We start from the raw sequence: 26,221 nt of genomic DNA, 5'->3' as shown, positions 1-26,221 counted from the left end.
CACTGTTTCGGCTAGGGGGTCATCCCGACTTACCAAACCGATGCAAACTCCGAATACCGGCAAGTGTCAGCACGGGAGACACACGGCGGGTGCTAACGTCCGTCGTGAAAAGGGAAACAACCCAGACCGTCAGCTAAGGTCCCAAAGTCCTGGTTAAGTGGGAAACGATGTGGGAAGGCTTAGACAGCTAGGAGGTTGGCTTAGAAGCAGCCACCCTTTAAAGAAAGCGTAATAGCTCACTAGTCGAGTCGGCCTGCGCGGAAGATGTAACGGGGCTCAAACCAGGCACCGAAGCTACGGGTGCATCGCAAGATGCGCGGTAGAGGAGCGTTCTGTAAGCCTGTGAAGGTGAGTCGAGAGGCTTGCTGGAGGTATCAGAAGTGCGAATGCTGACATGAGTAACGACAATGGGTGTGAAAAACATCCACGCCGAAAGACCAAGGGTTCCTGCGCAACGTTAATCGACGCAGGGTGAGTCGGTCCCTAAGGCGAGGCTGAAGAGCGTAGTCGATGGGAAACGGGTTAATATTCCCGTACTTCTAGTTACTGCGATGGGGGGACGGAGAAGGCTAGGCCAGCTTGGCGTTGGTTGTCCAAGTTTAAGGTGGTAGGCCGAACACTTAGGCAAATCCGGGTGTTCAAGGCCGAGAGCTGATGACGAGCCTTCTTTTACGAAGGCGAAGTGGTTGATGCCCTGCTTCCAGGAAAAGCCTCTAAGCTTCAGGTAACTAGGAACCGTACCCCAAACCGACACAGGTGGTCGGGTAGAGAATACCAAGGCGCTTGAGAGAACTCGGGTGAAGGAACTAGGCAAAATGGCACCGTAACTTCGGGAGAAGGTGCGCCGGTGAGGGTGATGGATTTACTCCGTAAGCCCATGCCGGTCGAAGATACCAGGCCGCTGCGACTGTTTATTAAAAACACAGCACTCTGCAAACACGAAAGTGGACGTATAGGGTGTGACGCCTGCCCGGTGCCGGAAGGTTAATTGATGGGGTTAGCGCAAGCGAAGCTCTTGATCGAAGCCCCGGTAAACGGCGGCCGTAACTATAACGGTCCTAAGGTAGCGAAATTCCTTGTCGGGTAAGTTCCGACCTGCACGAATGGCGTAACGATGGCGGCGCTGTCTCCACCCGAGACTCAGTGAAATTGAAATCGCTGTGAAGATGCAGTGTATCCGCGGCTAGACGGAAAGACCCCGTGAACCTTTACTGTAGCTTTGCACTGGACTTTGAGCCTGCTTGTGTAGGATAGGTGGGAGGCTTTGAAGTGGGGACGCCAGTTCCCATGGAGCCATCCTTGAAATACCACCCTGGCATGCTTGAGGTTCTAACTCTGGTCCGTTATCCGGATCGAGGACAGTGTATGGTGGGCAGTTTGACTGGGGCGGTCTCCTCCCAAAGAGTAACGGAGGAGTACGAAGGTGCGCTCAGACCGGTCGGAAATCGGTCGCAGAGTATAAAGGCAAAAGCGCGCTTGACTGCGAGACAGACACGTCGAGCAGGTACGAAAGTAGGTCTTAGTGATCCGGTGGTTCTGTATGGAAGGGCCATCGCTCAACGGATAAAAGGTACTCCGGGGATAACAGGCTGATACCGCCCAAGAGTTCATATCGACGGCGGTGTTTGGCACCTCGATGTCGGCTCATCACATCCTGGGGCTGAAGCCGGTCCCAAGGGTATGGCTGTTCGCCATTTAAAGTGGTACGCGAGCTGGGTTTAGAACGTCGTGAGACAGTTCGGTCCCTATCTGCCGTGGACGTTTGAGATTTGAGAGGGGCTGACCTTAGTACGAGAGGACCGGGTTGGACGAACCTCTGGTGTTCCGGTTGTCACGCCAGTGGCACTGCCGGGTAGCTATGTTCGGAAAAGATAACCGCTGAAAGCATCTAAGCGGGAAACTTGCCTCAAGATGAGATCTCACTGGAGCCTCGAGCTCCCTGAAGGGCCGTCGAAGACTACGACGTTGATAGGTGGGGTGTGTAAGCGTTGTGAGGCGTTGAGCTAACCCATACTAATTGCCCGTGAGGCTTGACCATATAACACCCAAACAATCTGGCCCCCGACAGGGCGGTGCAGGGGTGAGGTCGAAGCCGACTGAGCCGAAAATTTGGCTGAACCGCAAAGCCACCGAGACTGCAGTATCACATGCCCGATACGGGATGGCGCCTGACCGCGACGTCCCCACCGAATTGCTTGACGACCATAGAGCGTTGGAACCACCTGATCCCATCCCGAACTCAGCAGTGAAACGACGCATCGCCGATGGTAGTGTGGGGTTTCCCCATGCGAGAGTAGGTCATCGTCAAGCGCCTATCCCGAACCCCCGAGCCGCAACAGACGGCTCGGGGTTTTTGTTTGAAGCGTCCAACGCCCACGGTAAACACTTGCGAAAGAGCTTGGATAATCCTGTTCTTGCAGTAGTGCTGTTGTTGCTTTAAGCCGCGTACTGGGTCGCATCGTGGGTGGTGCGCTAATTGCTATAGTTGCCAGGAAGGCTCTTGATGAGTTGTGAGGTTACAGCTTCGATAGCTGATAACTACAAAATTTTTATTATGGAAGGCGCAATAAGTTCATGGTCAATGCTATGTCTCTCAATTTGGTGCGTGATGAGCTGTTCGCCACCATTGAGGAGGCTGAGCAGAGGCTCGAGCAATTTATAGTCGAACGCAACAATGGTAGCCTTTTGCAGCAGGTTGTTATTAATTTGCAACAGGTGCGTGGCATCCTCAGTTTGATTGAACTGGCAGCAGCTGAGTTGCTTGCCCTTGAAGTTTTGCAGCAGACAATTGATATACCTGTAGGTGTTGGCCAAGATCAAGATGGTCGGCTGGCTGCTTTGAGCAGTGCTTTGCATATACTACGGCGTTATCTTGAGGACGTTGAAGCAGGCAACCAAGGTCTGCCAGAGTTATTATTGCCAACGATAAATGAGTTACGTCAATTTGTCGGGCTAAGCCCTCTGCCAGACAGCCAGTTCTTCAGTGTTTGTCTAGATGCACCCCGTCCCGTTTACTACTCCTACCTAGAGGGGGCGAGTATTCAGGCTGATGAAGTAGCACGATTAAGACATATGTATCAGATTGGGCTGCTTGGTTTTATTCGTGAGCAAAGCTTATCCGCTAGCTTACGCCTTATGGCTCATGCAATGTCACGGTTAGATAAGATTTTTGCCAGCCAACCACAAGGCCGCCTTTTTTGGATTTGCGCTGCGGCTCTTGAGGCTCAGCTGGATGGCCAGCTCTTGCCCCGTAAATCGCGAAAATATTTGTTTGCTCGTGTCGAGCGTGAACTCAAACAATCTTTAGCCTACTCTCATTATGAGGCTCCTCAGGGCCTCTTAAAAGAGTTACTTTATCTTGTGGCTTTAACGGAGAGTTGTGGCCCGCGCGTCAAGGAGCTGCGTAAGATTTTTGGGCTTCAGGCACTGCCTTTTACTGATCAAATCTTGGAGAAAGAATATTTGCGCTTGGCTGGCCCAGGCAGAGCAGTTATGCGCTCCTTGTCTTCGGCTATCCGTGAGGAGTTAGCTAGCATCAAAGACTCCATAGATCTTATTGAGCGTGGTTGTGGACAAGAAGAGAGTCTAAGTGGTTTGCGGATTTCGTTGGGAAGGCTAGCCAAAACGCTCGTAATGGTTGGTTTGATCTCGGCAGGTAATCTTTTGCAAGGCTTATTGCCGACCTTAACTAGTTGGGGGTTGATACAACCGCTTGATCCACTATTCCTCGCTCGCCTAGCGGAGGCTTTACTGCATGTAGAGGGTATTGTTGCCGGCCTTGAATGTGGTGAGCGCTCCCTACAGCCTGAGCAGGAGACTGACTGTTTTACTAGGCATCAATTAAGCGAGGCACGGATTGTCGTTTTAGATGAGGCTAAAGCCAGCCTGGCGCTTGCTAAACGAGCTATTATTGCTTACTTGGAGTCTCAAGGAGACAGAATGCATTTGGCTAACCTGCCAATCAGCTTAGATGCAGTGCGCGGAGGACTCTGGTTTCTTGGTTTGGAGCGTGCATCTTCGTTGATTGGTGCTTGTGCCGAATATATCCAGTCCAGAATGTTAGACTCTCAGCAAATACCTGCGGAACACATGCTTGAGACCTTGGCTGATGCATTGACTAGCTTAGAGTATTATTTGGAGGGTGGTGCACCTGATACTCAATTGCATATTCTTGATCTTGCTGGTGAAACTTTAAGTGCCCTGACTGTATCTGAGCTTGCCATAAAAGATATGGACGCGGTAAATGTTCTGATCTGATAGTTATATAGCCAAAAACTTATAAAATATTTTATATGTATGATTTGTAAGTATAAGGCCAAGTGCTTTTATGATCTCTAGCCGGTTTGTATGTGAAAATCTCTCCGAAGGATGAATCTTATTAGAGTTTTAGAGTAAATGTCGATTTCTTATCAGATGGCTTGGTGCTGGCGTATTGTCTGCATCATTTTCTACTTGGCCTTCAGGGGGGCGGACTAGTGGCCTGTCTGGTTAATCCAATAACTCATTCCGAATAACTGCCAGCTTTGCTCGATGCACCGAGCCGATAATCGACTCAGCCGTTTTGTTCCAGCGGAACGGTTTGGCCGAATGTTCGTTATGAGCCTCAATGAACCGACGAATAGCCGCTCTCAGATCAGCCACGCTGCTGAAGGCATCACGATGGAATGATCTTGCCCAGCCTCAGTGGACACCCCGTTAAGCGATACACTGCAACGAGGTGATCCATGGCAAGGCAAGCAAGCCCGATGAAACCAACCCGTATCCGCCACTCCCAAGCCTACAAGGACGAAGCGCTGGCCTTGGCCGAACGGATTGGCGTCAGCAAAGCGGCCGAACAGCTTGGGCTGCACCCCTCCCAGCTCTATGGCTGGCGGAGCAGGAAACAGCAGGCCCAGACCAGCAGCGAGCGCGAGCAATTGTTGGCCGACGAAAACGCCCGCCTCAAACGGCTGTTGGCCGAACAGTCCGAGGAGTTGGCCATCGTAAAAAAAGCCGCCGCGTACTTTGCCGGGAGCCTCAAGTGAAGTACGCCTTCATGCAAGCCCATACTCGGCAGTTTCCACTGAAGGTCATGTGCCGTGTGCTGGGCATTGCCCGCAGCGGCTACTACGCCTGGTGTTCGCGCAAGCTCTCGAAGCGCCGCCAGCAACAGACCCAACTGGACCGCCTGGTAGCTCAGGCCGACCACAAGCGGAAGGGGCGCAGCGGGGCTCCGCGGTTATGCCTCGACCTGAAGGCGTCGGGCCTGCCCTGCAATCGCAAGACCGTGGCTGCTTCGATGCGGCGCCAGGGACTGCGGGCCAAGGCTGCCAGGAAGTTCAAGGCCACCACGAATTCCAGGCACTCACTACCGGTGGCGGACAACCTGCTCCGGCAGGACTTCACGGCAGCGGCGCCAAACCGGAAGTGGGTAGGCGACATGACGTACCTGCACACGGAAGAAGGCTGGTTGTATCTGGCCGTGATCATCGACCTGTACTCGCGCAGGGTGATCGGCTGGGCCATGGGCGAGCGCATGACGGCCGAGCTGGTCTGCGATGCCCTGCGCATGGCCCTGTGGCGGCGCAAGCAGCCTCAAGGCGTGATCGTGCATACGGATCGAGGCAGCCAGTCCTGTTCGGCGGCCTATCGGGAACTGCTTCGTGCCCATCGGCTGCGCGGCAGCATGAGCGCGAAGGGCAATGGCTACGACAACGCCTGTGCCGAAAGCTTCTTTCACAGTCTGAAGGTCGAGTGCATCCATGGGGAACGCTTCGGTACGCATGCCCAGATGCGTCAAACCGTGTTCGAGTACATCGAAACCGACTACAACCGCCAGCGTCGTCATAGCACACTGGGATACATCAGTCCGGAAGCCTTCGAGGCCTGGATGAGTGCTTAAACCTGTGTCCACGAGGGCTGGGCAAGATCATCATGCTGCTTACGCTGGAGGTGAGATCTCCTCTAAACTGAAAAGATCGAGGATGCCCGCTGGTTTAGCCTGACCGACCTGCTGTTATTGCCCCGACTTACTCGATAGCTCGTTCTTATTGAGCTTTATCGCGCGCAGCGTCCAGGGCTTGCTTATCCCCCTTTACTAGTGTGGTGAATCACAAGTTCGCTTCATTATTATTTCTTTGCAAGGCTCGAGCAGCCCTGCCGACAGAGGCCAGGATTTCACCTGCTCCCTTACTCCAGCGGAAAGGCCTTGGATTCTGGTTGTAGGTCGCCAGGTAATACTCGATGGACTGCTCGAGATCCTTCACGCTGGTATGGGCCTGGCGCTTTATCCACTTCTGGGTGAGCATCGAGAAAAAGCGCTCCACCCGATTCAGCCATGACGCAGACGTCGGGGTGAAGTGCACGTGATAACGCGGGTGCGCGACAAGCCAGGCACGCACCTTGTCGGTCTTGTGCACGGCATAGTTATCCATGATCAGGTGGATGGCCTTGTCGCTCTCGACCGATTCCTCGATGGCCCTGAGAAACTCCAGGAATTCTGCGCTGCGGTGACGGCGCTTGAGACGTCCGATCACCTCGCCGGTGGCCACATCCAGGGCGGCAAACAAGGACGTCGTGCCATGGCGCTGATAATCATGGGTACGGGTCGCCGGATACCCAGGCTCCAGCGGCAGCCCCGGCTGTGTTCGATTGAGCGCCTGGATCTGGCTTTTCTCATCGACACACAGTACCAGCGCTTTATCAGGGGGATTTAGATAGAGCCCGACGATATCCTGCACCTTGTCGACAAAGGCAGGATCGGTGGACAGCTTGAAGGTGTGCTCCAGGTGGGGCTTGAGCCCGAAGGCTCGCCAGATACGCTGTACGCTCGCCGGTGAAATATGGGTGGCCTTGCTCATCCGGCGCGAGCTCCAATGACTGGCATCGTCGGGCCTGGTCTGCCGCACCCGGTCGACCACTTCCTGGACCTTTTCATCACTGATGCTGCGTGGGCGGCCTGAGCGCGGCTCGTCATTGAGGCCTTGCAGGCCCAAACGGGCGAAGCGAAGGCGCCACCTCGAAACGGTTTGCGCCGTAATGCCAAGCCGTCGAGCAATGGAAGAGCCGGACTCGCCTCGAGCGCAGGACAGAATGATCTCGGCGCGCAGCTGCATATCGGCAGGCCCCTTGTGCCTGGCTCGGCGGCGGGTGAGTTCGGCATGCTCTTGTTCGGTCAGTTCGATCCGAACGGCTGGGCGGCCTGTTTTCATCGCATGCCCTCCGAAAAACTCTGTCAGCTCCGCGGTAGACAAGATTTATCCTGAGTAGTTGTGATTCACCACACTAGGGTTTGTCTGAAAAGTCGGCACGCAAGCATTTTTCAATGCAGGCCAGCGTGACCATGGCCTTGAAACTGCTGGCCAGCTTGTCATAACGGGTGCAAAGACGGCGCTTTTCCTTGAGCCAACTGAACAGTCGTTCAATGGCGTTGCGCTTTCGGTACTGCGGTCTGTCAAACAGGCGAGGCAAGCCCGGTCGAGGCTTACGGTGCATCTTGCGTAAGGGAATGATGGGCTTCATGCCATACCGGTCGCAGTAGTGGCGCAGGCTTTCGCTGTCATAGCCCTTGTCGGCCAGTACATACCGGCAACGCTTGCGCGGACGACCCTGGCTGCCAGGCAGGCTGATCTGCTCAAGCAAGGGCATGAAATAGCGCGAGTCGGCGTCCTGCCCGGGTGAAAGCATCACGGCCAGCGGATACCCGTTGCTGTCACAGGCCAGATGAAGCTTGGTGGTCAGCCCACCACGGCTTCGGCCGAGACATTGGTGCTGTGGCTCTTGCGGGCCCCTTTTTTTCTCGCACCGCTGGCGGCTCTGGTGGCTCGAATCGACGTTGAGTCGACCATCCAGGTATCCAGGTCGATAAAGCCATCCTCACGCAGGCGCAGATGCAGATGCCGCAGCACCTGCTCGAAGGTGCCGTTGTCACGCCACAGCCTGAAGCGCTGATATACCGTCTTCCAGGGGCCATAACGCTCGGGAAGATCGCGCCACTTGGCCCCGGAGCACAGAATCCAGAAGATGCCGTTGAGCATCTGGCGGTCATCTCGCCGAGGGCGGCCCATGCGTTGAGGGGGAGAAACGGTGGCTTCGATCATCGCCCAGCGCTGGGCGGAAATCTCGTAACGGCCTGACATGGCTGTGCTCGGAACAACGGAGGCGGCATTTTAGCCGGACCGACTTTTCAGACAAAACCATCCTTAGCTCCGGCCCGGAGTGAGACAATCCGGGCATGAAGCATCGAATTCAAATCAGCGAAGAGCTCTGGTCGCGCATCCAGCCACTGCTGCCTGCAGTGAAACGATCTCCCAAGGGCGGGCGGCCACGGTTAGATGATCGGCGCGCTCTCAACGGCATCGTGTTCGTACTGAGCACGGGCATTCCCTGGGAAGACCTGCCCCAGGAGATGGGCTGTGGCAGTGGCATGACCTGCTGGCGCAGGTTGCGGGACTGGCAGGAGGCTGGCGTCTGGCAGCAGTTGCATCAATGGCTGCTGAACGAGCTGCGACAGGCGGACAAGCTCGACCTGAGCCGAGCCAGTATTGATGGTGCCTGCGTCGCCAGCCCCCGGGGGGGTCGGAAACAGGCCCTAACCCGACAGATCGAGGCAAACTCGGCAGCAAACGCCACCTGATCCCTGACAGGAGCGATACTCCGCTGGCGCTGTGTGTCACCGGAGCCAACCGCCATGACTCCATCGTGTTCGAGTCACTGGTCGATGCCCTGCCTGCCATCCGGGGCAAGCGCGGCCGGCCGCTACGCTGGCCGACCAAGCTGCATGCTGATAAGGCTTACGACTGCCGACGCTGTCGCGAGCACCTGCGCCAACGGGGCATCAAGTCCCGCATTGCGCGCAAAGGTATCGAGAGCAAGGAACGGCTCGGTCGGCACCGCTGGGTCGTCGAGCGGACCCACGCCTGGCTGGCGGCCATGGGCAAGCTACGAACGCGCTTCGAACGGCGGCTGGATATTCATCTGGCCTTGTTATGTCTGGGGTGTTGCGTAATTTGCATCAGACAATTAGCGAGGTTTTGATAGCGGCTCTTAACTCAATCTCTTGAGCTGTTGCTTTCGTTTGAGTAGAGTGCTCTTGGTGCGGATGTCTTCCTACACATTGATAAGTCCAATGAGAGGGACTTTGAAGCTTTTATCCATGCTTGTTCGGCGCTTTCGGAGACTTGGTTCAGTTAGCGGATCCAATTCTCCGAAAGGATCTCGGACGAGCAATTCTAGATCGGAATTAGAACGGAAACAGCTCGCTTAACTTCATGGCTAATTTCACATCGCCCTCTGCACGTAGCTTACCAAACATAAAAGCCTGCATACCGCCGATTTCACCAGTAGTAATACCCTTGAAAGTTTTGCTGTCCATGATCAGAGTGACATTGGGCTCGTCAGCATCACCATGGTGGACTTCACAGGTACCATCCTTGACGATCAAATAATGATTATCGGCATCCTTGATTGTGAACTGGAAGATCAAATCCAGGCCGGAAGCAGCGCTGGAGTCAAATCGGGATTTCATGGTTTCGATGATGTCGGCAACAGAAGTCATTTTTTGATCCTTTTAAGGGTAGGCTTAAGGTAGTAGTCGTAAAAAAGCTTCAAAATTCATAGATAGGTGATGAGCTCCGGAGTCTGCATCATTTCCAGATGTGCATGGCTATTGAAAGACGTCAGAGTCACCACGTTGTCGTGGAAGCTTAACTGGCTGAACGAGGTATTGGCGATCTGCCAAGCAAATTCGAACGCTCTTTGAGCGGATACGCCAGCAGTCAGATGAAGCAGAGCGATGATGGGCCCGCCGGAAGTGAACACGGCGATCCGTGCTTGTGAGGGCGCCTCATCAAGCAGACGCTTCAGACCGCCTTGAACTCGTTCACGAAAACTGTTCCAACTCTCCAGTGTCGCTTTCTCGTGCCTGCCGGAAATCCATTGTCCAATGACTTGACCGAACAGCCGCTGGAAACTACTCGGTTGTGCAGCTGCCTGCTGCAAGGCTTGCTGCATATCTTGACGGGCAGGGAACAGGTCTGGCAAATGAGCCTGGAGCATTGCATCGATATTGATCTCATCGAAGGCTGGATCGGTTTCGATTACTGGGATTTTCATGCCGGCGAGGTGCAATTGTTCCAGTGTTGCGCTAGCAGTATGTTGTTGACGCCTGAGCGAACCACTGATACAGCGATCAAAACTAACTCCTAGGCGACCGAGGTGAGCGCCAAGTATCTCAGCCTGGCGCTTGCCCAAAGGCGAGAGCACGTCGTAATCAAGGGCGCCGAACGAGGCTTGCCCATGTCGAATCAAGTAGATGCTACCCACGTCCCTTTCCTTGTGGTTCTTGTTATTTTTCCGAGGTTAGGAGGGCGGGCGGAAGGCTGTCAATGCTTGGTTCTGTATCGTCCATAGGGACTTTACTTCCTTTTATCATGCTGGTCGGGGCATAACCCACTCGGTATGCTCGAAAGCTTCGACAACGCTCGTGTCCGGGTGTTTTATTGGTGTATTGGATCAAGGGGATGGCTGTGGAGTTTCTTCTCGATTATGTTGGCTTTCTGGTCAGAACCCTGACAGTGTTGGTGGCTGTTGTGGTGATATTGATCACCATTTCGACATTGCGCAGCAGGAGCCGTCACAAGAGCGATGGGCATCTCGAAGTGCACAAGCTCAATGATTTTTATAAGGCCCTGCGGGAAAGCTTGGAACAGGTAGTACTGGACAAAGAACATCTCAAGGCCAAGCGCAAGACGGAAGCCAAGGCTGGGAAGCAAGACAGGAAGGCGGGCAAGGTAAAGCCTAGAGTCTTTGTACTGGATTTCGATGGTGACATTCGAGCTACCGCTACCGATAAGTTGCGTCATGAGGTGACCGCTGTGTTGAGCATGGCAAAGCCTGAAGACGAAGTCGTGCTGCGTTTGGAAAGTGGTGGGGGCTTGGTGCATAGCTATGGCCTGGCTGCTTCTCAGTTGGGTCGTATTCGTCAGGCAGGTGTACCGCTGACGGTGTGCGTCGACAAGGTGGCGGCCAGTGGTGGCTATATGATGGCCTGTATTGGCGAGCGAATCCTCTCAGCACCTTTTGCCATTCTCGGCTCCATCGGCGTGGTGGCTCAGTTGCCAAACCTGCACCGGCTGCTGAAAAAGCACGATATTGATTTCGAGGTGCTTACTGCTGGAGAGTACAAGCGCACTTTGACGGTATTCGGTGAGAATACGGAGAAGGGCCGGGAAAAGTTCCAGGAGGATCTGGAAACCACCCATGAGCTCTTTAAGAACTTCGTTGCCCGTTACCGGCCGCAGTTGTCTATCGATGAAATCGCCACTGGCGAGATCTGGCTCGGTCAGAGCGCTCTGGAGAAGCAGCTGGTCGATGAGTTGATAACCAGCGATGAATACCTGGCAGGAAAAGCCGATAGTGCGGAGCTGTTTCAACTGCACTATGCCGAGAAGAAAAGCTTGCAAGAGCGCTTCGGCCTAGGGGCTGCCTCTGCCGTGGATCGCATTCTCCTGAGTTGGTGGGAGCGTCTGAATCAGAGTCGCTACCAATAATCGAAAAAAGACAGTAATCGATCCATAAGCCTTTCAATTATCCTCATCTGCGGACGGCCCATATGGGCTTGTGACAAGAGATCACCCCCATGATTCATGGGGTGGCATCGAAACACATAGTCGAGACGCCCCATGGATCGCTCTGTCTTGGCTGACGCCTCCTGGGTTGAACGGGAGCTCGCCGGCTCGACGTTCTAGGACGAGCGTCTGGGCCGGAGGGCTGGACGCTTGCTGCAAATGGCGAGTGCCGTGGGAGAATCCATTCCGCTGGCATGCCAGGATTGGGCGAATATCAAAGCGGCTTAGCGCTCTCTTTCCGGCACTGCAGTAGGCGAGGCTCGGATTCTGCCCGGGCATTTCCAGTCGACGCGCATTCGATGCTCCCCGGCTGGTCTTTCTTCAGGATACGACCCAATTCTTATGCAAGCAGGCGCATCCCGAACAGATCGGCACTCTCACCCCTATCTCCGCTCGGAAAAGCGTTGAGTCTTTCGGGTCCGTCACCTGGCAATATCGTTCCATAGTGAGGTGTAATGGCCTAATGATTCTGGACACCCCCGATAGGGCGGTACGCTACCGCCACACAGCGAGGTAACAGAATATGGCTAAACGATCTTTCTCCACTGAGTTCAGGCACGAAGCAGCAGCCCTCGTGCTTGATCGCCACTACAGCGTGACCGAGGCCTGCACGGCGATGGGTGTCGAACCGACGGCCATGCGCCGCTGGGTCAAACAGCTCCGGCTCGAACGTGACGGCAAGAAGACGCCGAAATCAAAGGCGATGACGCCGGAGCAGCAGCGCATTCAGGCGCTGGAAGCCCGTATTCGCCGGGTCGAGCGGGAGAACGAAATCCTAAAAAAGGCTACTGCGCTCTTGATGTCCGACTCGCTCGATCGGTGAGCCTGATCGGCATGCTGAGCACACAATTCCCGGTCATCGAGCAGTGCCTGACCTTCGGCGTTGGACGTAGCAGCTATTACCAGCAGCGCAGCCGGTAGGCCCGGCGCAATCCCCGTCGGGATCGCCTGCGGGCCAGGCTGGTCGTGCTGCACGAGCGTAGCCGGGGCTCGGCAGGAGCCCGCACACTGGCAGCCGCGCTACGCAGTGAAGGCCAGGTTGTTGGCCGTTACAAGGCGGCCCGCCTGATGCGAGAGGCCGGTGTGGTCAGCACGCAGCAGCGTCGCCATCGTTATCGGCTGGCTGTGGAGGAGTCCGTGATTGCACCCAATCATCTGCAGCGCTGCTTTGATGTGAGAGTCCCCAATCAGGTCTGGTGTGGTGATGTGACGTACATCTGGGGTGGAAATCGCTGGATCTATCTGGCAGCAGTGTTGGATCTGCACGCAAGACGTCTGGTGGGCTGGGCCCTGGGTAGCAGCCCGGACTCAACACTGACTAGTCGCGCCCTGAACATGGCCTTCGAGGCACGCGACAAACCCAAAGAGCTGATGTTTCACTCCGATCAGGGCTGTCACTACAGCAGCCGGCAGTTCCGCCAGACGCTGCAGAAACACGGCATCATCCAGAGCATGAGCCGGCGCGGCAACTACTGGGATAACGCCCCGATGGAGCGCTTCTTTTGCAGTCTGAAAACCGAATGGATACCTGCCAGCGGCTATGGCAGCCCGGCTGAAGCAGAGTCCGATGTACTGCGCTACCTGACCTGCTACTACAACCAGATCAGGTTGCACAGCAGCAACGGCTACAGGACGCCGGTGGCCATGGAGGCGCTGGCGGCCTGAGCTCCTAAAACTGTGTCCAGAATTAATTGACCACTACATGGCCGAGAGCACTACTTATGGCTAGGTTCTGTTGACGTATCAGCGCAGCCATAGCAAAACAGCCGCAAAAGCCAGCATTCCCTTGAAATGGCTGGCCCTCTTCTCATAGCGAGTGGTGATCCGCCGGTAGTGCTTCAGCTTGCCGAACAGGCACTCGATCACGTGCCGCTCCTTGTAGAGATGCCAGTCGCAGGAGCGTTGCTCGATGCGGTTCCGCCTGGCGGGAATGACGGCCTGGATCTGGCGCTCCTTCAGCCAGGCCAGAAGCGGGTTGGCGTCATAGCCCTTGTCGGCCAGCAGTGCCGACGTGGCGATCCCCGCCATGAGTGGGATCGCCTGGCTGATATCGGCCGCTTGGCCTTCCGTCAGGATGAAGCGAATCGGTAACCCCAGCGCATCGGTCAACACATGGATCTTGCTGCTGAAGCCTCCTCGCAAACGCCCCAGTGCCTCCTGGGCCGCAGTACTGCTGGCCGCCCCGGCTGCACAGGCATGGGCACGCACGACGGAGCTGCCAATGCAGACGCGCTGAAGGTCGGCGTCCCGAGCCAGTACCGAGTGAAGCCGGTCCCAGATGCCGAGCCGGCACCAGCGGGTGAAGCGTTTGAAAACGCTGTTCCAGGAGCCGAGGCAACGAGGCAGCATCCGCCATTGAGCGCCGCTGCGTAGTATCCAGAGCACCGCCTCGACAAAGCGGCGACAGCCGAGAGTACGGGTCAGCCGGATCCCCTTCGTGGCGCTCAGCAGACTTTGGATACGGGACCCGTCGGTATCGCTCAGACGGCTTCTGTCAGTCATGGCAAAAGCCCAGTTTTAGCACTGGGCTTGCGTCAACAGAACCTAGTTGAAAGATTCATGGAGCGCTTTCAAAAGAAAAGCCCCGCTTAGCGGGGCTTTTCGTTGAGGATGGCTTGAGCTTCAGCCTTGCCGGCGGCGAAACAGAGGTGCTTGGTTGACAGCAGCCTGATAGCACACCGAGAAGTCCTGCAGGCTCTGCAGAGCGTCGTGGGGATCGCGATCCGGGCGAATGGCGAAGGCATCGAAGCCACAGCGTTGCATGAAGAACAACTGGTCGCGGAGCACGTCGCCGACAGCGCGGATCTCGCCCTGATAGCCATAGCGCTCGCGCAGCAGGCGGGCACTCGAATAATGGCGTCCATCGGCGAAGCTGGGGAAGTTCAGGGCGATGACCTGGAAATTGCCAAGGTCATCGGCGATTTCCTCTACTTCCTCGTCGCTGTCCAGCCACACGCCAAGACCGCCATCGCGGACTTTCAGGGCATGGGCATGCTCGCGCCACAGCGCCAGAGGAACGATCAGATCATCGGAGTTGGACAGGCCGTCGAGCGTGGCGTCCTTGTCCAGCAGATGCCAGGTTTCGTCGATCACCTGGCCGTTTTTAATGATTCGCTGCATAAACGCGCTCCTTGAACGGTTCGATGCCGATGCGGCGGAAAGTATCGATGAAACGCTCGTCTTCGACGCGCTTTTCCACATAGACGGTAATGATCTTCTCGATCACCTCGGCCATTTCCTCTTGGGCGAAGGATGGGCCGAGAATCTGGCCCAGGCTGGCATCACGGCTGGCGCTGCCGCCGAGAGACACCTGGTAGAACTCCGCGCCCTTCTTGTCCACGCCGAGGATGCCGATGTGACCGACGTGATGATGGCCGCAGGCGTTCATGCAGCCGGAGATGTTCAGGTCGAGTTCGCCGATGTCAAACAGATAGTCGAGATCGTCGAAGCGGCGCTGGATAGCCTCGGCGATCGGGATCGACTTGGCGTTGGCCAGGGAACAGTAGTCGCCGCCCGGGCAGCAGATGATATCGGTCAGCAGGCCGACGTTCGGGGTGGCGAAACCCAGCTCGCGCAGCTCGCTCCACAGTTCGAACAGGCGGGCCTGTTCGACGTCGGCCAGGATGATGTTCTGCTCGTGGGAGTTGCGCACCTCGCCGAAGCTGTAGCGGTCGGCCAGGTCGGCGAGGGCGTCCAGCTGCTTGTCGGTGATGTCGCCCGGGGCGATGCCGGTGGGCTTCAGCGACAGGGTCACGGCGGCATAGCCCGGCTTCTTGTGGGCGAACACGTTGCGCGTGCGCCAGCGGGCAAAGCCCGGATGTTCGGCGTCGAGACGGGCGAGGGCGGCGTCCTGAGCCTCGAGGGTCTGGTAGGCCGGATCGACGAAGCAGCGGCTGATGCGCTCGACTTCCGCCTCGGTGAGGGTGCTCGAACCGTCCTTGAGATGGGCCCATTCGGCATCGACCCGCTCGGCGAATACCTCCGGGGTCAGCGCCTTGACCAGGATCTTGATGCGCGCCTTGAACTTGTTGTCACGGCGACCATAGCGGTTGTAGACCCGCAGCACGGCATCCAGATAAGTCAGGAGGTGCTGCCAGGGCAGGAACTCGTTGATGAAGCTGCCGACGATCGGCGTCCGGCCCAGGCCGCCGCCCACGGAAACCCGGAAGCCCAGCTCGCCGGCACCGTTGCGCACGGCCTCCAGGCCGATGTCGTGCACCTCGATGGCGGCACGGTCGTTCACGGCGCCGTTGACGGCAATCTTGAACTTGCGCGGCAGGAAGGCGAACTCCGGATGGAAGGTGGACCACTGGCGGATGATCTCGCACCAAGGGCGCGGGTCCACCAACTCGTCGCGGGCCACCCCGGCGAACTGGTCGGTGGTGGTGTTGCGGATGCAGTTGCCGCTAGTCTGGATCGCATGCATCTGCACCGTTGCCAGCTCGGCAAGGATCTCCGGGACCTCCTCCAGCTCGGGCCAGTTGAACTGCACGTTCTGCCGGGTGCTGATGTGGGCGTAGCCCTTGTCGTAGTCGCGGGCGATCTGGGCCAGCTTGCGTAGCTGGCGGGAAGACAGAAGCCCGTAGGGCACGGCCACGCGCAGCATGGGAGCATAGCGCTGGACGTACAGGCCGTTCTGCAGGCGCAACGGACGGAATTCCTCTTCGCTCAGCTCGCCGGCCAGGTAACGGCGGGTCTGGTCGCGGAACTGGCGGACCCGGTCCTCGATGATATGTTGATCGTACTGGTCGTATACGTACATGAAGTGTCCTGTCGGTCAGGCTGCTTACTGCTTTTTTCGCGCGAACGGCCGCGCACCGCATTTCGGAGAGCTGGCCACAATAACAGCTCAGAGTTATACATAAAAGTAATGTTTATCTATAACGCTAGAGTTTTTAGTTATTGCATGGTGCACGAGAGTACTTCATGGCCCGAGGTTCGACCCGAAGCGGCTCTGCGGCGAGACAGGAAGGGATTTGGTTCAGGCTTGCGCCAGATGCAGGATCAACTTGACCACGCCGATCAGGACCAGCACGAACAGGACGGTAAATCCCACGCCTAGCAGGATGAAATGGCCGGGTTTGCCCCGGGAGAAGTCCCGTGCCCGGTTCTTGCCGCTTTGCACGCCGAGGGCAGCGGCCAGCACGCTGTGCAGCATCTGCCGGAAGGTCAGGGGCTTGTCGTCGTCATGCTCATCGGTCATGGGGGACCTCCGCTTCAAAGCAGCGGGCGCCGGTAGCCGCCCGGTACGCCGTTCTTCGACAGCACATACTGCCAAAGCTGGAGATTTCGGGCCCGGAAGGCGCCGGCACAGGACAGCAGGTAGTAGCGCCACATGCGCCGGAACCTTTCGCCCAGTTCGGCGGCGAAGCGCGGCCAGGCTGCTTCGAAGTTGGCATGCCAGGCCATCAGGGTCCTGTCGTAGTCGGCGCCGAAATTGTGCAGATCCTCGAGGAGAAACAGACCATCCAGCCCATCGCCGATCTGGCCCAGTGAAGGCAGATCGCCATTGGGGAAGATGTAGCGATCGATCCAGGGATCCGACGTCGAGTGGCGCTGGTTCTTGCCGATGGTGTGCAGGAGGAACAGGCCGTCGTCGGTCAGGCAGCGCGTGGCGACCTCGAAGAAGCGGCGATGGTTCTTGCGCCCCACGTGCTCGAACATGCCGATGCTGACGATGCGGTCGAAGCGGCCCTGGATCTCGCGATAGTCCTGCAGGCGGAACTCCACGGGCAGCCCGGCGTAGCGCTCCCGGGCCCAGGCCTGCTGCTCCCGGGAAATGGTCACCCCGACGCACTGCACGCCATAGCGCTCCGCGGCATAACCCATGAAGCTGCCCCAGCCACAGCCGATGTCCAGCACGCGCATGCCACGTTCCAGGCCGAGCTTGCGACAGATCAGTTCCAGTTTGGCCTCCTGGGCTTCGGCCAGATTGCCGGCGCTCCGCCAGTAGCCGCAGGTGTAGGTCATGCGCGGGTCGAGCATGGCCGCGTAGAAGTCGTTGCCGAGATCGTAGTGGGCCTCGCCGACCTGCCAGGCGCGCCGGCGACTCTGCAGGTTGAGCAGGCGCGCGCGCAGCACATAGAGGATCAGCCGCGTCGGCTTCACCTGCTGGTCGATGCCGGCACGCAGCAGGCGGAAGAAGAATTCGTCCAGCCGCTCCGCTTCCCAGGCGCCTTCCATGTAGGCTTCGCCCAAGCCCAGATTGCCTTGGGCGAAGACCCGCTCGGGCACTCCGCCGGCCTTGAGCTGCATGTCCCAGGGGCGGCCACCGTCGATGCGGATGTCGGCCTGCTGCAACAGCTCGACCGTCAGGCGGTGTAGCCCGGAGTCCTGCGAAAGGTAGCCGGACCCGGCGTTGAAGGTGAATTCTCGGCTCATGGTTGTCCCATCCTTGCCTCGCTCTGGCAGAGCAGTCCCGAGGGGTACCCCGAAAGCTGTCCACTACCGGTCGAGGCAATGCACCCAAGCAAAGTCAGATTAGGCAGGGACTGGCAGGACGGCCAATAATCCGTAGCAAAGACTTTGGAAAACCGCCAGCGAGGCGGCTCCGCCAGTGCCTCGGCAGCTGGCCGTCGCCAGCGGCTGTACCCCGAGTCCTTGGCCTTGCTCCATTGCGGCCTGCCGCGTAAGGTGGCGCCCCTGCCGGCCTCGGCCGGCGACATGGAGACTGTGGTGCCCGGATCGAGGTCCGGGGTAAATGGGAAGTCAGTCCAAGCTGACGCTGCCCCCGCAACGGTAGGGCCGTTCCACGGTCGAGCCCGACACCAGCCCGTTCTCCCGAAGCAGGTCGCGGTGGGCGGCCGTGCGGTCGCCAGCTGTGGTCGTTCCGGTGCCTTGCCGCCGATGCTGCGTCCGTTTCACGTGCCCACCGCCTTTCGATCCGGGATTGGGCATGCCATCTCTACTTTTCCTTCGCCGCTTCGGCCTGGTTCTGCTGCTCGGGCTGCTCGCTCCCTGGGCCTCGGCGGCGCAACTCAACGCCATCGTTTCCCGCTACAGCGCCGCCGAGTTCGCCGGCGCGGTCGAGCAGTTCCAGCACCAGAATCCGCATTGGCAAATCAGTGCGCGCACCCCGGAGCAGCTCGCCGAACTCGACGAGCCGGCACTGCGCACCTGGCTGGGCGAGGGCCGGGCGCTGCTCGGCGTCGGCCTGTTCGGCGCCGAGGTGGAGCGTCTGGGGCCGTTGCTCGGCCAGGTCGCGCCGGCGGACAGCTTCCTCATGCACAGCGAGCATGCCCTGGTGCAGCTCAGTCGCAGCCGCGGGCAGCCGCTGTTCGATTCGCGCGAGACGGTCGAAACCCTCGGCCGGCTGCGCCCGCAGGGCGAACTGGCCGGCTGGATCGCCCGCCAGCAGGCCGAACATCCGCGCCAGGCCGAGTGGATCGCCGCGCGCAGCTACTGGCAGGCCGGCGGCATCGACAACATCGCCGGCCTCTTGGCCTGGCTGGCGGCCCGCCATGACCCGGAGGTGAAGGTCCCGGCTGTGCAGGCGCGCCCGTCGCTGCGCTTCCAGCAGCGTGGTGCGTTGCGCAGCGAGGGCGAGCTGACGTACTCCGGCGACGCGCTGGTCGCCGTGATCGACCACGGGCGCGCCGACCGCGCCGGCGACCGCGAGCTGAACGACGCCCTCTGCCAGCGCCTGGAAAGCCGGGGCCTTTCCTGCGTCAGCCTGTTCGCCGACTGGGGGCCGGGCTCACTCGCGGCGGTGCGCTGGCTGAAGGAGGGGCGACACCCGCCGCTGGGCGCCATCGTCGTGCTGCAGGACTTCGTGGTCGGCGGCGGCGAGGGCCGCGAGGAGGTCACCGGGCTGTTCGAGCAGTTGAACGTACCGGTGCTCAAGGGCCTGCGTCTGGAGGATCGCGACGAGACCGGCTGGCAGCTGTCCGGCGACGGCCTGGCGCGCGACAAGGTGCACTACCAACTGGCCATGCCCGAGCTGCAGGGCAGCAGTCAGGCCACGGTGCTGGCGGCCTGGCACGAGCGCCAGGAGGATCCGCTGTCGGGCATCCGCTTCGGCGTCGCCGCGCCGCTGCCGGCCCAGCTCGATGCCTTCGCCGCGCGCATCCAGCGCTGGCGCGCACTACAGCAGAAGGCCAATGCGGACAAGCGCCTGGCCATCATCTATTACAACCACCCGCCGGGCCGGCACAACATCGGCGCGGACAACCTCGACGTGCCGGAGTCGCTGTTCGAGATCCTCACCCGGCTCAAGACCGAAGGTTACGACACCGGCCCGCTGCCCGAGTCGCCGGCGGCGCTGCTCGATCTGCTGCAGGAGCGCGGCGTCAACCTGCCGGAGCAGGGCGACGCCCTGGCGGCCATGGCGGGCAAGGTGCAGAGCCTGAGCGCCGAGGACTACCGCCGCTGGTTCGCAACCCTGCCGGCGGCACTGCAGGCGGAGATGGTGCAGGGGCCGCTGGGCTACTGGCACGCCCAGCTGCGCCGCGCCCTGGACAGCGGCCGCAGCGAGATCGCCCGCAGCCTCTTCGAGAACGGCTCCGGCGAGCTGCATCATGTGCTGGATGGCGTGGCGCATCCGGCGCGTTCGCGCGCTCTGGACCTGCTGGCCCAGCTCGAAACCCTCTACCGTGCCGCCCTGGACGCGCCGGGACAGGCCGACTGGGCGCAGGCCGAGGCGCTGGTGCAGGCGCTCGCCGCCACCGGCATCGAGGGGCTGCGCGGCTGGGGCGAGGTGCCGGGACGGGTGATGGTGCAGGGCGAGCGCCTGCTGCTGCCGGGCATCCGCTTCGGCAAGGTGTTCGTCGGCCCGCAGCCGCCGCGCGGCTGGGAGATCGACCAGGAACTGCTGCATGCCAACCTGGTGTTCCCGCCGCCACACCAGTACCTGGGCTTCTACCACTGGCTGCGCGACGGCTTCCGCGCCGATGCGCTGATCCACCTCGGCCGGCATTCCACCTACGAGTTCCTGCCGCGCCGGCGCGCCGGGCTGAGCGACGAGGATTACCCGCTGCAGGTGGTCGGCGACTTGCCGAGCATCTATCCCTACATCGTCGACGGCGTCGGCGAGGGCATCCAGGCCAAGCGCCGCGGTCTGGCGGTGATGATCGACCACCTGACCCCGCCGCTGGTGGCCACGCCGCTGTATGACGACCTGCTGCGCCTGCGCCAGCTGATCGAGAGCTTCGAGGCCGGCAGCGGCCAGGTCGACGGTCCGGCACGGCGCGCGACCATCGCCGAGATCCGCCGGCTGATCGGCAGCGCCGGGCTGGAGCCGGAACTGCGCCAGTCGATGGCCGAGCCGCTGGCGGCACGCGGCATCGCTTTCGAGCAGGCCGACGACGACCTGCTGGTGCACGAACTCGGCCACTACCTGACAGCCATCCAGGAGCGCTTCATGCCCATGGGCCTGCACGTGTTCGGCAAGCCCTGGCAGCCGGAGGCGGTGGATACCCTGATCAGGTCCATGGGCGAGGGCGGCGAGGCCTTCCGCCCGGCGCTGGTCGACTCGCCGCGGGCCGAGATGGCGGCATTGCTGAATGCGCTGGACGGCCGTTTCGTCGCTCCCGGCAAGGGCAACGACCCGATCCGCACCCCCGAGGCGCTGCCGACCGGGCGCAACTTTCACGCCCTCGACAGCAGCCTGCTGCCCAGCCGCATCGGCTGGCGCATCGGCAGCGAGATGGCCGCCAAGGCACGGGCGCGCCCGTTACCGGCGGACGGCCGCGAGGCGGTGATCCTCTGGGCCTCGGACACGGTGCGCGACGAGGGCGCGATGATCGCCTTCGGCCTCGAGCTGCTCGGCGCCGAGCCGCAGTGGAACAGCCGCGGCATCGTCGAAGGCATCCGCCTGCGCGAGCTGGCGCCGGACGAGCAGCGCCGCGACCTGCTGTTCACCACCTCCGGGCTGTTCCGCGACCTCTATGCCGACCAACTGGCCCTGCTCGAGCGCGCCGTGCTGCTGGCGCTGAACGCCTCCGCCGAGCGCATCCGTCGCGACTACCCGGCCCTGCGCCCGGCACTGGCCGAGGCGCTGGAGCCATTGCAGGGCGCGGGCGAGGGCGGTAGCGAGAACCTGGACGGCAACCGGGTGGCGGCGCACTGGGTGGAGGACGCCGCCGGGCGGCTCAAGGCCGGCCTGTCCGCCGGCGAGGCCGGACGCCTGGCCGCGCTGCGCCTGTTCGGCGTGGCGCCCGGCACCTACGGGGCCGGCATCAACCGCCTGGTCGAGCGCTCCGGCAGCTGGCTGGAGCGCGGCGAGCTGGCCCGCGCCTACGTCACCCGCATGGGCCACGCCTACGGCCTCGACCGGCAGGGCGAGGCGGCGCAGGCGGCCTTCGCCGACAACCTCAGGCAGGTGCGGCGCACCTACCTGGGCCGCTCCAGCAACCTCTACGGGCTGATGGACAACAACGACGCCTTCGACTATCTCGGTGGCCTGAGCCTGGCGGTCGAGCAGCTTTCCGGGCAGGTGCCGGAGAACTTCGTCGCCTGGCACAACGATCCGGCCCAAGTGCGCCTGCAGCCGCTGGCGCAGGCGCTCCTGGCCGAGCTGCGCGGGCGCTTCCTCAACCCGGCCTGGATCGAGGCGCTGATGCGCCACGACTACGCCGGCGCGCGGACCATGGGCAGCGAGTTCCTCGAATACCTCTGGGGCTGGCAGGTGACCAATCCGGAGATCATCGGCGATAGCGTCTGGCAGGAGGTCAAGGCGGTGTACCTCGACGACCGTTACCGGCTCGGCCTGGCCGGCTTCCTCGAGCAGGGACAGAACGTCCATGTGAAGAGCAACATGCTGGCGCTGATGCTGGTGGCGATCCACAAGGGCTTCTGGCAGGCCGACGAGGCCACCGTCCGCCAGCTCGGCGAGCAGTTCGCCCGGCTGGTCGATGCCCACGGCCTGCCGGGCAGCGGCCATACCCGGCCGGATCATCCGATGCTGCAGTGGCTGCTGCCGCAACTGCCGGCCGAACTGCGCGCCGGCCTCGAAAGCCGCCTGCAGGCTGCACAGCTGCCGACGTCCGAGGTCAAGTCGCCGAGCACGCTCAGCGAACTGCAGCCGGCGGCGCAGGACGAGACGCCCGAACAGGGCGCGCAGGCGCAGGCCGACAGGGGGGAAAACCTGGCTCAGGCGGTGGACGAACATCTCTGGCTGGCACTGGCCGGTCTGGTTCTGCTGCTCGGTCTGGGAATCTGGCGCGGGCGCGGCCCGCGCGTTGCGAAAGGAGTGTGAGGATGCTGGACAGTGCGATCTTCGCCTGGATTCACCACCTGGTCGGCTGGCTGCTGGAGCCGGTGACCGTCGCCATGCTGGCGCTGCTGGCGCTGGCGGTCTGGGACGTCGGCGTGGCCTGCGGCGAGCGCTTCGGCGGCCTGGCGCGCTGGCGCCGGCTGCCGGCGCCCGAGGTCGAGCGGCGCGCCCGGCGGCGCCTGGAGCGCTCCGACCTGATCGCCCGGCTGGGACCGATCCTCGGCCTGATGGGTACCCTGATCCCGCTCGGCCCGGGCCTGGCGGCGCTCGGCGACGGCGACCTCAAGGTGCTCGGCGTGGCCATGCGGGTGGCCTTCGACGCCACTGTCATGGGCCTGCTCGGCGGCATGGCCGGCTTCGTCCTCGGCCGCCTGCGCCGGCGCTGGTACGACGAACTGCTGGATGCCATGGAGCGCGAACGGGAGGGCGCCCGATGAGCCGCTGGCGATCGAGCCGTTTCGACGAGGTGGACACCGACCCGCTCGGCTCGGTGGCCAATCTGGTCGACCTGATGCTGGTGTTCGCCTGCGGCCTGCTGGTGGCCCTGGCCGCGCGCACCGACCTGCTCACCCAGCTCAAGGCCGAACGCCAGCCGCTGGCGGTGGAGCGCGGTCGCGAGCTGCCGCGCCTGCCGGACAGCCTCGACGGCGCCGCCGGCCAGGGCCTGGAGAGCGTCGGCCAGGTCTACCGCGACCCGCAGACCGGCAAGCTGATTCTGATTGGCAAGTGAGTCACCAAGGGCGATAGTGCATCGACCAGTCCAGGCGCAGCCGTTGCCCCTGCTCCAGCAGGCGAAGTCCCGGCCGTCCCGGCAGGTGGTGGGCATTGACCGGGTGGCTGACCGGCTCGAAACAGAAGAAGTCCCGCTCCTGCGGGGTATAGAGCAGGAACAGCCCGGCGCCCTCGGCCCGGCACTCCAGCGCGTAGCCGGCATCCGGCTGGAGGATGCGGCAGCGCCCGTCCCAGCCGTCGAAGGCATGATCGACCGTCGCCTGCGGCAGGGCGCGCGGCTCCCCGAAGTCCCAGCCCGCCGGCAGGTCGATGCAGCGTTCGGGCAGCCGCCGGCCGTCCTCGTACCAGACGCCGCTCGCCAGCGCCTGCAGGCGGGTGGCCGGAGTGCGCGGCAGGTAGGGGTGCAGGCCGAGGCCGTACCAAGCCGGCGTATCGCCCAGATGCTGCACTTCCAGTTCCAATTCCAGCCGCCCCTCGTCGAGACCGATACGCTGCTCGGCGCGGTAGGGGAAAGGGCTGGCGCTGTCCAGCGCCAGGCGGGCGTGGCGGGCACTGTACTCGGCCAGCGTCCAGGGCTGTTGCCAGGCGCTGCCGTGGATCGGATAGGGCTCGCCCGGACTGTTGGGCGCCAGCGCCAGCCAGCCGTCGGGATTGGCGAAGCCGCCCCGGTCGATGCGGTTCGACCAGGGCGCCAGGGGGTAGCAGGCCAGCCGGCGCGGACTGCTGCTGGCGAGGTCGTCGGCCGACGACGGGCGCAACAGGGGAGGGCCCGAGTCCAGCGCACGCCAGTCGACCAGGCTGCCGCCGATTTCCGGGGCCAGGGTCAGGCGGGTCAGGCCGTCTTGCAGAGTCAGCATGGGAACCTCCGAGAGCGGAAACGTGAGAGTGCCCGCCGAAGGCGGGCATCGGGCAGGGCCGGGGCATCATGCCCGGCAGCCAGGGAAAGATGATCGGGATATAGGTGGCTGCCGAGAAAGCGGAGATGACGCCAAAGAGGGATGGGGCCAATGCGTCGACCGGTGACAGGCCACTGCGGATGAACTCCTCCGGGCAGCCCGGTGCCGGATACTGCATTCCTATTTATTCGGCGACCGCCCGGAATATGAAGTCCCTCGGCTTTGCCGGGGGATACTTGCGCTAGTTGGCTTGCATTTTTTCCAACGGCACAGGTTTTAGCCGCGGAGTCAGGGTATGGATGGCAAGAAGCGCTACCAGATAAGTGGTTCCGGCAACGATGAAGATGGGCTGGTAAGACTTGAACACTTCCAGGATGTAGCCGTTGTAAGTCGACATCAGCATTCCACCGATGGCTCCGGCGGTACCCCCGATGCCGATAATGGAAGCCACGGCCTCTTTGGGGAAAAGATCCGACGGCAAGGTCATCAGGTTGGCCGACCAGGCCTGGTGTGCTGCCGCGGCGCAGCCGATGATCAGAACGGCAAGCCACACATTGGATACGAACTGAGCAGTGATGATCGGTACAACCATGCAAGCGCAGACGAGCATGGTGGTTTTTCGTGCCATGTTCGCGGGGCGGCCGGCTTTCATTTGCCTTGACGAGCCCCAGCCGCCAATGATCGAGCCGGCATCCGCCAGAATGTAGATGGCAATCAGTGCCGGACCAAAGGTTTTCAGATCGAGGCCGTAAGTCTTGCCGAGAAAATCCGGGAGCCAGAACAGATACAGCCACCAGATCGGATCGGTCAGGAATTTTCCCAGGGCGTAGGCCCAGGTTTCCTTGAAGGTCAGCAGCTTGAGCCAGGATACCTTCACCGAAGCGCTGGCTTCCGAGGGTATCGAGAGGGCGTCGTCGGAGCGGATATGCGCGAGTTCCGCAGCACCTACTTTCGAATGCTCGTGCGGGCGACGATAGACCAGTAACCAGGCGACCAGCCACAGGGAGGTAATCACTCCGATGGAGATGAATGCCGCACGCCAGCCCCAGGCCAAGGTGATGGCCGGAATAAGCAGTGGCGTGATGATGGGGCCCAACGCGGTGCCGGCATTGAAGATGCCGGTAGCCTGGGCGCGTTCTTTTTGCGGGAACCATTCCGAAACGGCTTTCAAGCTGGCCGGAAAACTGCCGGACTCACCGAAGCCCAACGTAAAACGGGCTATGGCGAATTGCACGACCGTGTGGACGAGGCCGTGACCGATGGTGGCAAGCGTCCAGATGGTGAAGGCAATTGCATAACTGACACGCACGCCAAGCCGGTCGATGATTCGCCCGAACGTTAGAAAGCCAATGGCATAGGCGCATTGAAACCAGAAAACGATGGAGGCGTAATCGGTTTCGGTCCACTTCAGATCGGCCTGCAAGGTCGGCTTGAGGATGCCGATCATCTGGCGGTCGATATAGTTGATACCAATGCCAATGAACAGAAGTGCGCAAATCACCCATCGGTATTTGCCGATCAAGGTTGTTTGGGGTGGAGCAATCTGAGCTGTCATCGCTTTGTCCCAGTGGGTTTTTGTTGTATTGCCGGTATAGGGGCGCGCAGAAAAAGCATTCGCCTTCTTTTCTGCGCATGCCCATCCGGGCCGCCGAAATGCGGGGATCGCAGTTCGGAGCAGTACGAGTTCGGGAAGCTTTCCGTTCGGATACTTAGTCGGGCGGGCTCGCGGGATAGCCGGACAGGCGGAAGGCGAGCGGGAGGGCGAGCGATGGCTC

The 26,221-nt window shown here is 60.8% G+C and carries 19 protein-coding genes, 2 rRNA genes, 2 pseudogenes and 1 riboswitch (1 of these 24 running past the window's edge); of the genes and pseudogenes, 11 read left to right on the top strand and 12 right to left on the bottom strand.

Features of this window, described 5'->3' with window-relative positions:
- The 3 genes from Atro_RS03430 to Atro_RS03420 form a co-directional block, all read left to right on the top strand.
- Positions 1-2,038: ribosomal RNA gene (locus Atro_RS03430) — 23S ribosomal RNA — on the top strand; it begins 854 nt to the left of the window's first position.
- Positions 2,039-2,194: 156 nt separating this feature from the next.
- Positions 2,195-2,310: ribosomal RNA gene (gene rrf / locus Atro_RS03425) — 5S ribosomal RNA — on the top strand.
- A 264-nt stretch (positions 2,311-2,574) separates the two neighbouring features.
- On the top strand, positions 2,575-4,257 hold the full coding sequence (locus Atro_RS03420) for a FimL-related protein (RefSeq protein WP_497926447.1): 1,683 nt from the start codon (positions 2,575-2,577) through the stop codon (positions 4,255-4,257).
- A 231-nt stretch (positions 4,258-4,488) separates the two neighbouring features.
- Here the strand turns inward: Atro_RS03420 and Atro_RS03415 are convergent.
- A pseudogene (locus Atro_RS03415) lies at positions 4,489-4,671 on the bottom strand (IS630 family transposase); the annotation flags it as partial.
- 53 nt (positions 4,672-4,724) lie between these two features.
- Between Atro_RS03415 and Atro_RS03410 the strand changes: the two are divergent.
- A protein-coding gene (locus tag Atro_RS03410) for an IS3 family transposase (protein WP_497926446.1) occupies positions 4,725-5,881 on the top strand; the annotation gives its coding sequence in 2 pieces (ribosomal slippage) (positions 4,725-4,983 and positions 4,983-5,881; 1,158 coding nt in all).
- 208 nt (positions 5,882-6,089) lie between these two features.
- Here the strand turns inward: Atro_RS03410 and Atro_RS03405 are convergent.
- Positions 6,090-7,190, bottom strand: a complete 1,101-nt coding sequence (locus Atro_RS03405; RefSeq protein WP_497926445.1) for an IS630 family transposase — start codon at positions 7,188-7,190, stop codon at positions 6,090-6,092.
- A gap of 73 nt (positions 7,191-7,263) precedes the next feature.
- A protein-coding gene (locus tag Atro_RS03400; RefSeq protein WP_497926444.1) for an IS5 family transposase occupies positions 7,264-8,117 on the bottom strand; the annotation gives its coding sequence in 2 pieces (ribosomal slippage) (positions 7,264-7,778 and positions 7,778-8,117; 855 coding nt in all).
- 95 nt (positions 8,118-8,212) lie between these two features.
- On the opposite strand from Atro_RS03400, the gene Atro_RS03395 reads away from it, so the two are divergent.
- Positions 8,213-9,015, top strand: a protein-coding gene (locus tag Atro_RS03395) for an IS5 family transposase (protein WP_497926443.1) whose coding sequence is annotated in 2 segments (ribosomal slippage) — positions 8,213-8,543 and positions 8,543-9,015 — 804 coding nt in all. Because the reading frame shifts where the segments join, the coding sequence is not laid out codon by codon here.
- A 205-nt stretch (positions 9,016-9,220) separates the two neighbouring features.
- Here the strand turns inward: Atro_RS03395 and Atro_RS03390 are convergent.
- Entirely contained in the window at positions 9,221-9,535 is a 315-nt protein-coding gene (locus Atro_RS03390) for an SCP2 sterol-binding domain-containing protein (protein ID WP_497926442.1), read from the bottom strand.
- Between the two features lie 56 nt (positions 9,536-9,591).
- Positions 9,592-10,302, bottom strand: coding sequence for a histidine phosphatase family protein (locus Atro_RS03385; protein WP_497926441.1), 711 nt, complete (start codon positions 10,300-10,302; stop codon positions 9,592-9,594).
- A 203-nt stretch (positions 10,303-10,505) separates the two neighbouring features.
- Here Atro_RS03385 and sohB point away from each other — a divergent pair, with 203 nt between their 5' ends.
- The 3 genes and pseudogenes from sohB to Atro_RS03370 all read left to right on the top strand — a co-directional run bounded on the left by sohB (position 10,506) and on the right by Atro_RS03370 (position 13,271).
- Complete coding sequence (gene sohB, locus Atro_RS03380; RefSeq protein ID WP_497927594.1) at positions 10,506-11,528, top strand: protease SohB; 1,023 nt, start codon at positions 10,506-10,508, stop codon at positions 11,526-11,528.
- 207 nt (positions 11,529-11,735) lie between these two features.
- Positions 11,736-11,834, top strand: coding sequence for a transposase DNA-binding-containing protein (locus tag Atro_RS03375; protein ID WP_497927593.1), 99 nt, complete (start codon positions 11,736-11,738; stop codon positions 11,832-11,834).
- Between the two features lie 295 nt (positions 11,835-12,129).
- Positions 12,130-13,271, top strand: a pseudogene (locus Atro_RS03370) (IS3 family transposase).
- 78 nt (positions 13,272-13,349) lie between these two features.
- Here the strand turns inward: Atro_RS03370 and Atro_RS03365 are convergent.
- From Atro_RS03365 to cfa, 5 genes are all read right to left on the bottom strand, one after another.
- A complete protein-coding gene (locus tag Atro_RS03365; protein WP_497926440.1) occupies positions 13,350-14,108 on the bottom strand; it encodes an IS5 family transposase in 759 nt (252 codons plus the stop codon).
- A gap of 120 nt (positions 14,109-14,228) precedes the next feature.
- Positions 14,229-14,726, bottom strand: a complete 498-nt coding sequence (locus Atro_RS03360; protein WP_497926439.1) for a DUF934 domain-containing protein — start codon at positions 14,724-14,726, stop codon at positions 14,229-14,231.
- Positions 14,710-16,368 (bottom strand): nitrite/sulfite reductase, encoded by a 1,659-nt coding sequence (locus tag Atro_RS03355; RefSeq protein WP_497926438.1) that lies wholly within the window; start codon positions 16,366-16,368, stop codon positions 14,710-14,712. The genes Atro_RS03360 and Atro_RS03355 overlap by 17 nt, the downstream gene beginning before the upstream one ends.
- A 219-nt stretch (positions 16,369-16,587) precedes the next feature.
- Positions 16,588-16,809, bottom strand: a complete 222-nt coding sequence (locus tag Atro_RS03350; RefSeq protein WP_497926437.1) for a DUF2970 domain-containing protein — start codon at positions 16,807-16,809, stop codon at positions 16,588-16,590.
- Between the two features lie 14 nt (positions 16,810-16,823).
- Entirely contained in the window at positions 16,824-17,987 is a 1,164-nt protein-coding gene (cfa, locus tag Atro_RS03345; protein WP_497926436.1) for a cyclopropane fatty acyl phospholipid synthase, read from the bottom strand.
- 275 nt (positions 17,988-18,262) lie between these two features.
- Positions 18,263-18,395, top strand: a riboswitch (cobalamin riboswitch).
- Between the two features lie 106 nt (positions 18,396-18,501).
- Here cfa and Atro_RS03340 point away from each other — a divergent pair.
- From Atro_RS03340 to Atro_RS03330, 3 genes are read left to right on the top strand one after another with little or no spacing between them, the layout of a single operon-like run.
- Positions 18,502-22,800 carry a cobaltochelatase subunit CobN gene (locus tag Atro_RS03340; RefSeq protein ID WP_497926435.1) on the top strand — a complete coding sequence of 1,433 codons (4,299 nt, stop codon included), beginning with the start codon at positions 18,502-18,504 and terminating at the stop codon, positions 22,798-22,800.
- 2 nt (positions 22,801-22,802) lie between these two features.
- On the top strand, positions 22,803-23,255 hold the full coding sequence (locus Atro_RS03335) for a MotA/TolQ/ExbB proton channel family protein (RefSeq protein ID WP_497926434.1): 453 nt from the start codon (positions 22,803-22,805) through the stop codon (positions 23,253-23,255).
- Positions 23,252-23,548, top strand: a complete 297-nt coding sequence (locus tag Atro_RS03330; RefSeq protein ID WP_497926433.1) for a DUF2149 domain-containing protein — start codon at positions 23,252-23,254, stop codon at positions 23,546-23,548. The genes Atro_RS03335 and Atro_RS03330 overlap by 4 nt, the downstream gene beginning before the upstream one ends.
- A gap of 1 nt (position 23,549) precedes the next feature.
- Here the strand turns inward: Atro_RS03330 and Atro_RS03325 are convergent, their stop codons facing one another.
- Together Atro_RS03325 and Atro_RS03320 are read right to left on the bottom strand one after the other, a co-directional pair.
- The gene (locus Atro_RS03325; protein ID WP_497926432.1) at positions 23,550-24,407 is read right to left on the bottom strand and encodes an aldose 1-epimerase; all 858 of its coding nucleotides are present in this window, start codon (positions 24,405-24,407) and stop codon (positions 23,550-23,552) included.
- A gap of 280 nt (positions 24,408-24,687) precedes the next feature.
- Positions 24,688-26,001 (bottom strand): MFS transporter, encoded by a 1,314-nt coding sequence (locus Atro_RS03320; RefSeq protein ID WP_497926431.1) that lies wholly within the window; start codon positions 25,999-26,001, stop codon positions 24,688-24,690.
- Positions 26,002-26,221: the final 220 nt, after the last annotated feature.

Source organism: Azotobacter tropicalis (genome assembly GCF_059739045.1).
This window is presented reverse-complemented; position numbering and strand designations above follow the sequence as displayed.

Bases quoted from the DNA above. Each gene is read 5' to 3' on its own strand.
- Atro_RS03420 (WP_497926447.1), top strand. From the start codon at position 2,575: ATGGTCAATGCTATGTCTCTCAATTTGGTGCGTGATGAGCTGTTCGCC.
- Atro_RS03405 (WP_497926445.1), bottom strand. From the start codon at position 7,190: ATGAAAACAGGCCGCCCAGCCGTTCGGATCGAACTGACCGAACAAGAG.
- Atro_RS03390 (WP_497926442.1), bottom strand. From the start codon at position 9,535: ATGACTTCTGTTGCCGACATCATCGAAACCATGAAATCCCGATTTGAC.
- Atro_RS03365 (WP_497926440.1), bottom strand. From the start codon at position 14,108: ATGACTGACAGAAGCCGTCTGAGCGATACCGACGGGTCCCGTATCCAA.
- Atro_RS03360 (WP_497926439.1), bottom strand. From the start codon at position 14,726: ATGCAGCGAATCATTAAAAACGGCCAGGTGATCGACGAAACCTGGCAT.
- Atro_RS03355 (WP_497926438.1), bottom strand. From the start codon at position 16,368: ATGTACGTATACGACCAGTACGATCAACATATCATCGAGGACCGGGTC.
- Atro_RS03350 (WP_497926437.1), bottom strand. From the start codon at position 16,809: ATGACCGATGAGCATGACGACGACAAGCCCCTGACCTTCCGGCAGATG.
- cfa (WP_497926436.1), bottom strand. From the start codon at position 17,987: ATGAGCCGAGAATTCACCTTCAACGCCGGGTCCGGCTACCTTTCGCAG.
- Atro_RS03340 (WP_497926435.1), top strand. From the start codon at position 18,502: ATGCCATCTCTACTTTTCCTTCGCCGCTTCGGCCTGGTTCTGCTGCTC.
- Atro_RS03335 (WP_497926434.1), top strand. From the start codon at position 22,803: ATGCTGGACAGTGCGATCTTCGCCTGGATTCACCACCTGGTCGGCTGG.
- Atro_RS03330 (WP_497926433.1), top strand. From the start codon at position 23,252: ATGAGCCGCTGGCGATCGAGCCGTTTCGACGAGGTGGACACCGACCCG.
- Atro_RS03325 (WP_497926432.1), bottom strand. From the start codon at position 24,407: ATGCTGACTCTGCAAGACGGCCTGACCCGCCTGACCCTGGCCCCGGAA.
- Atro_RS03320 (WP_497926431.1), bottom strand. From the start codon at position 26,001: ATGACAGCTCAGATTGCTCCACCCCAAACAACCTTGATCGGCAAATAC.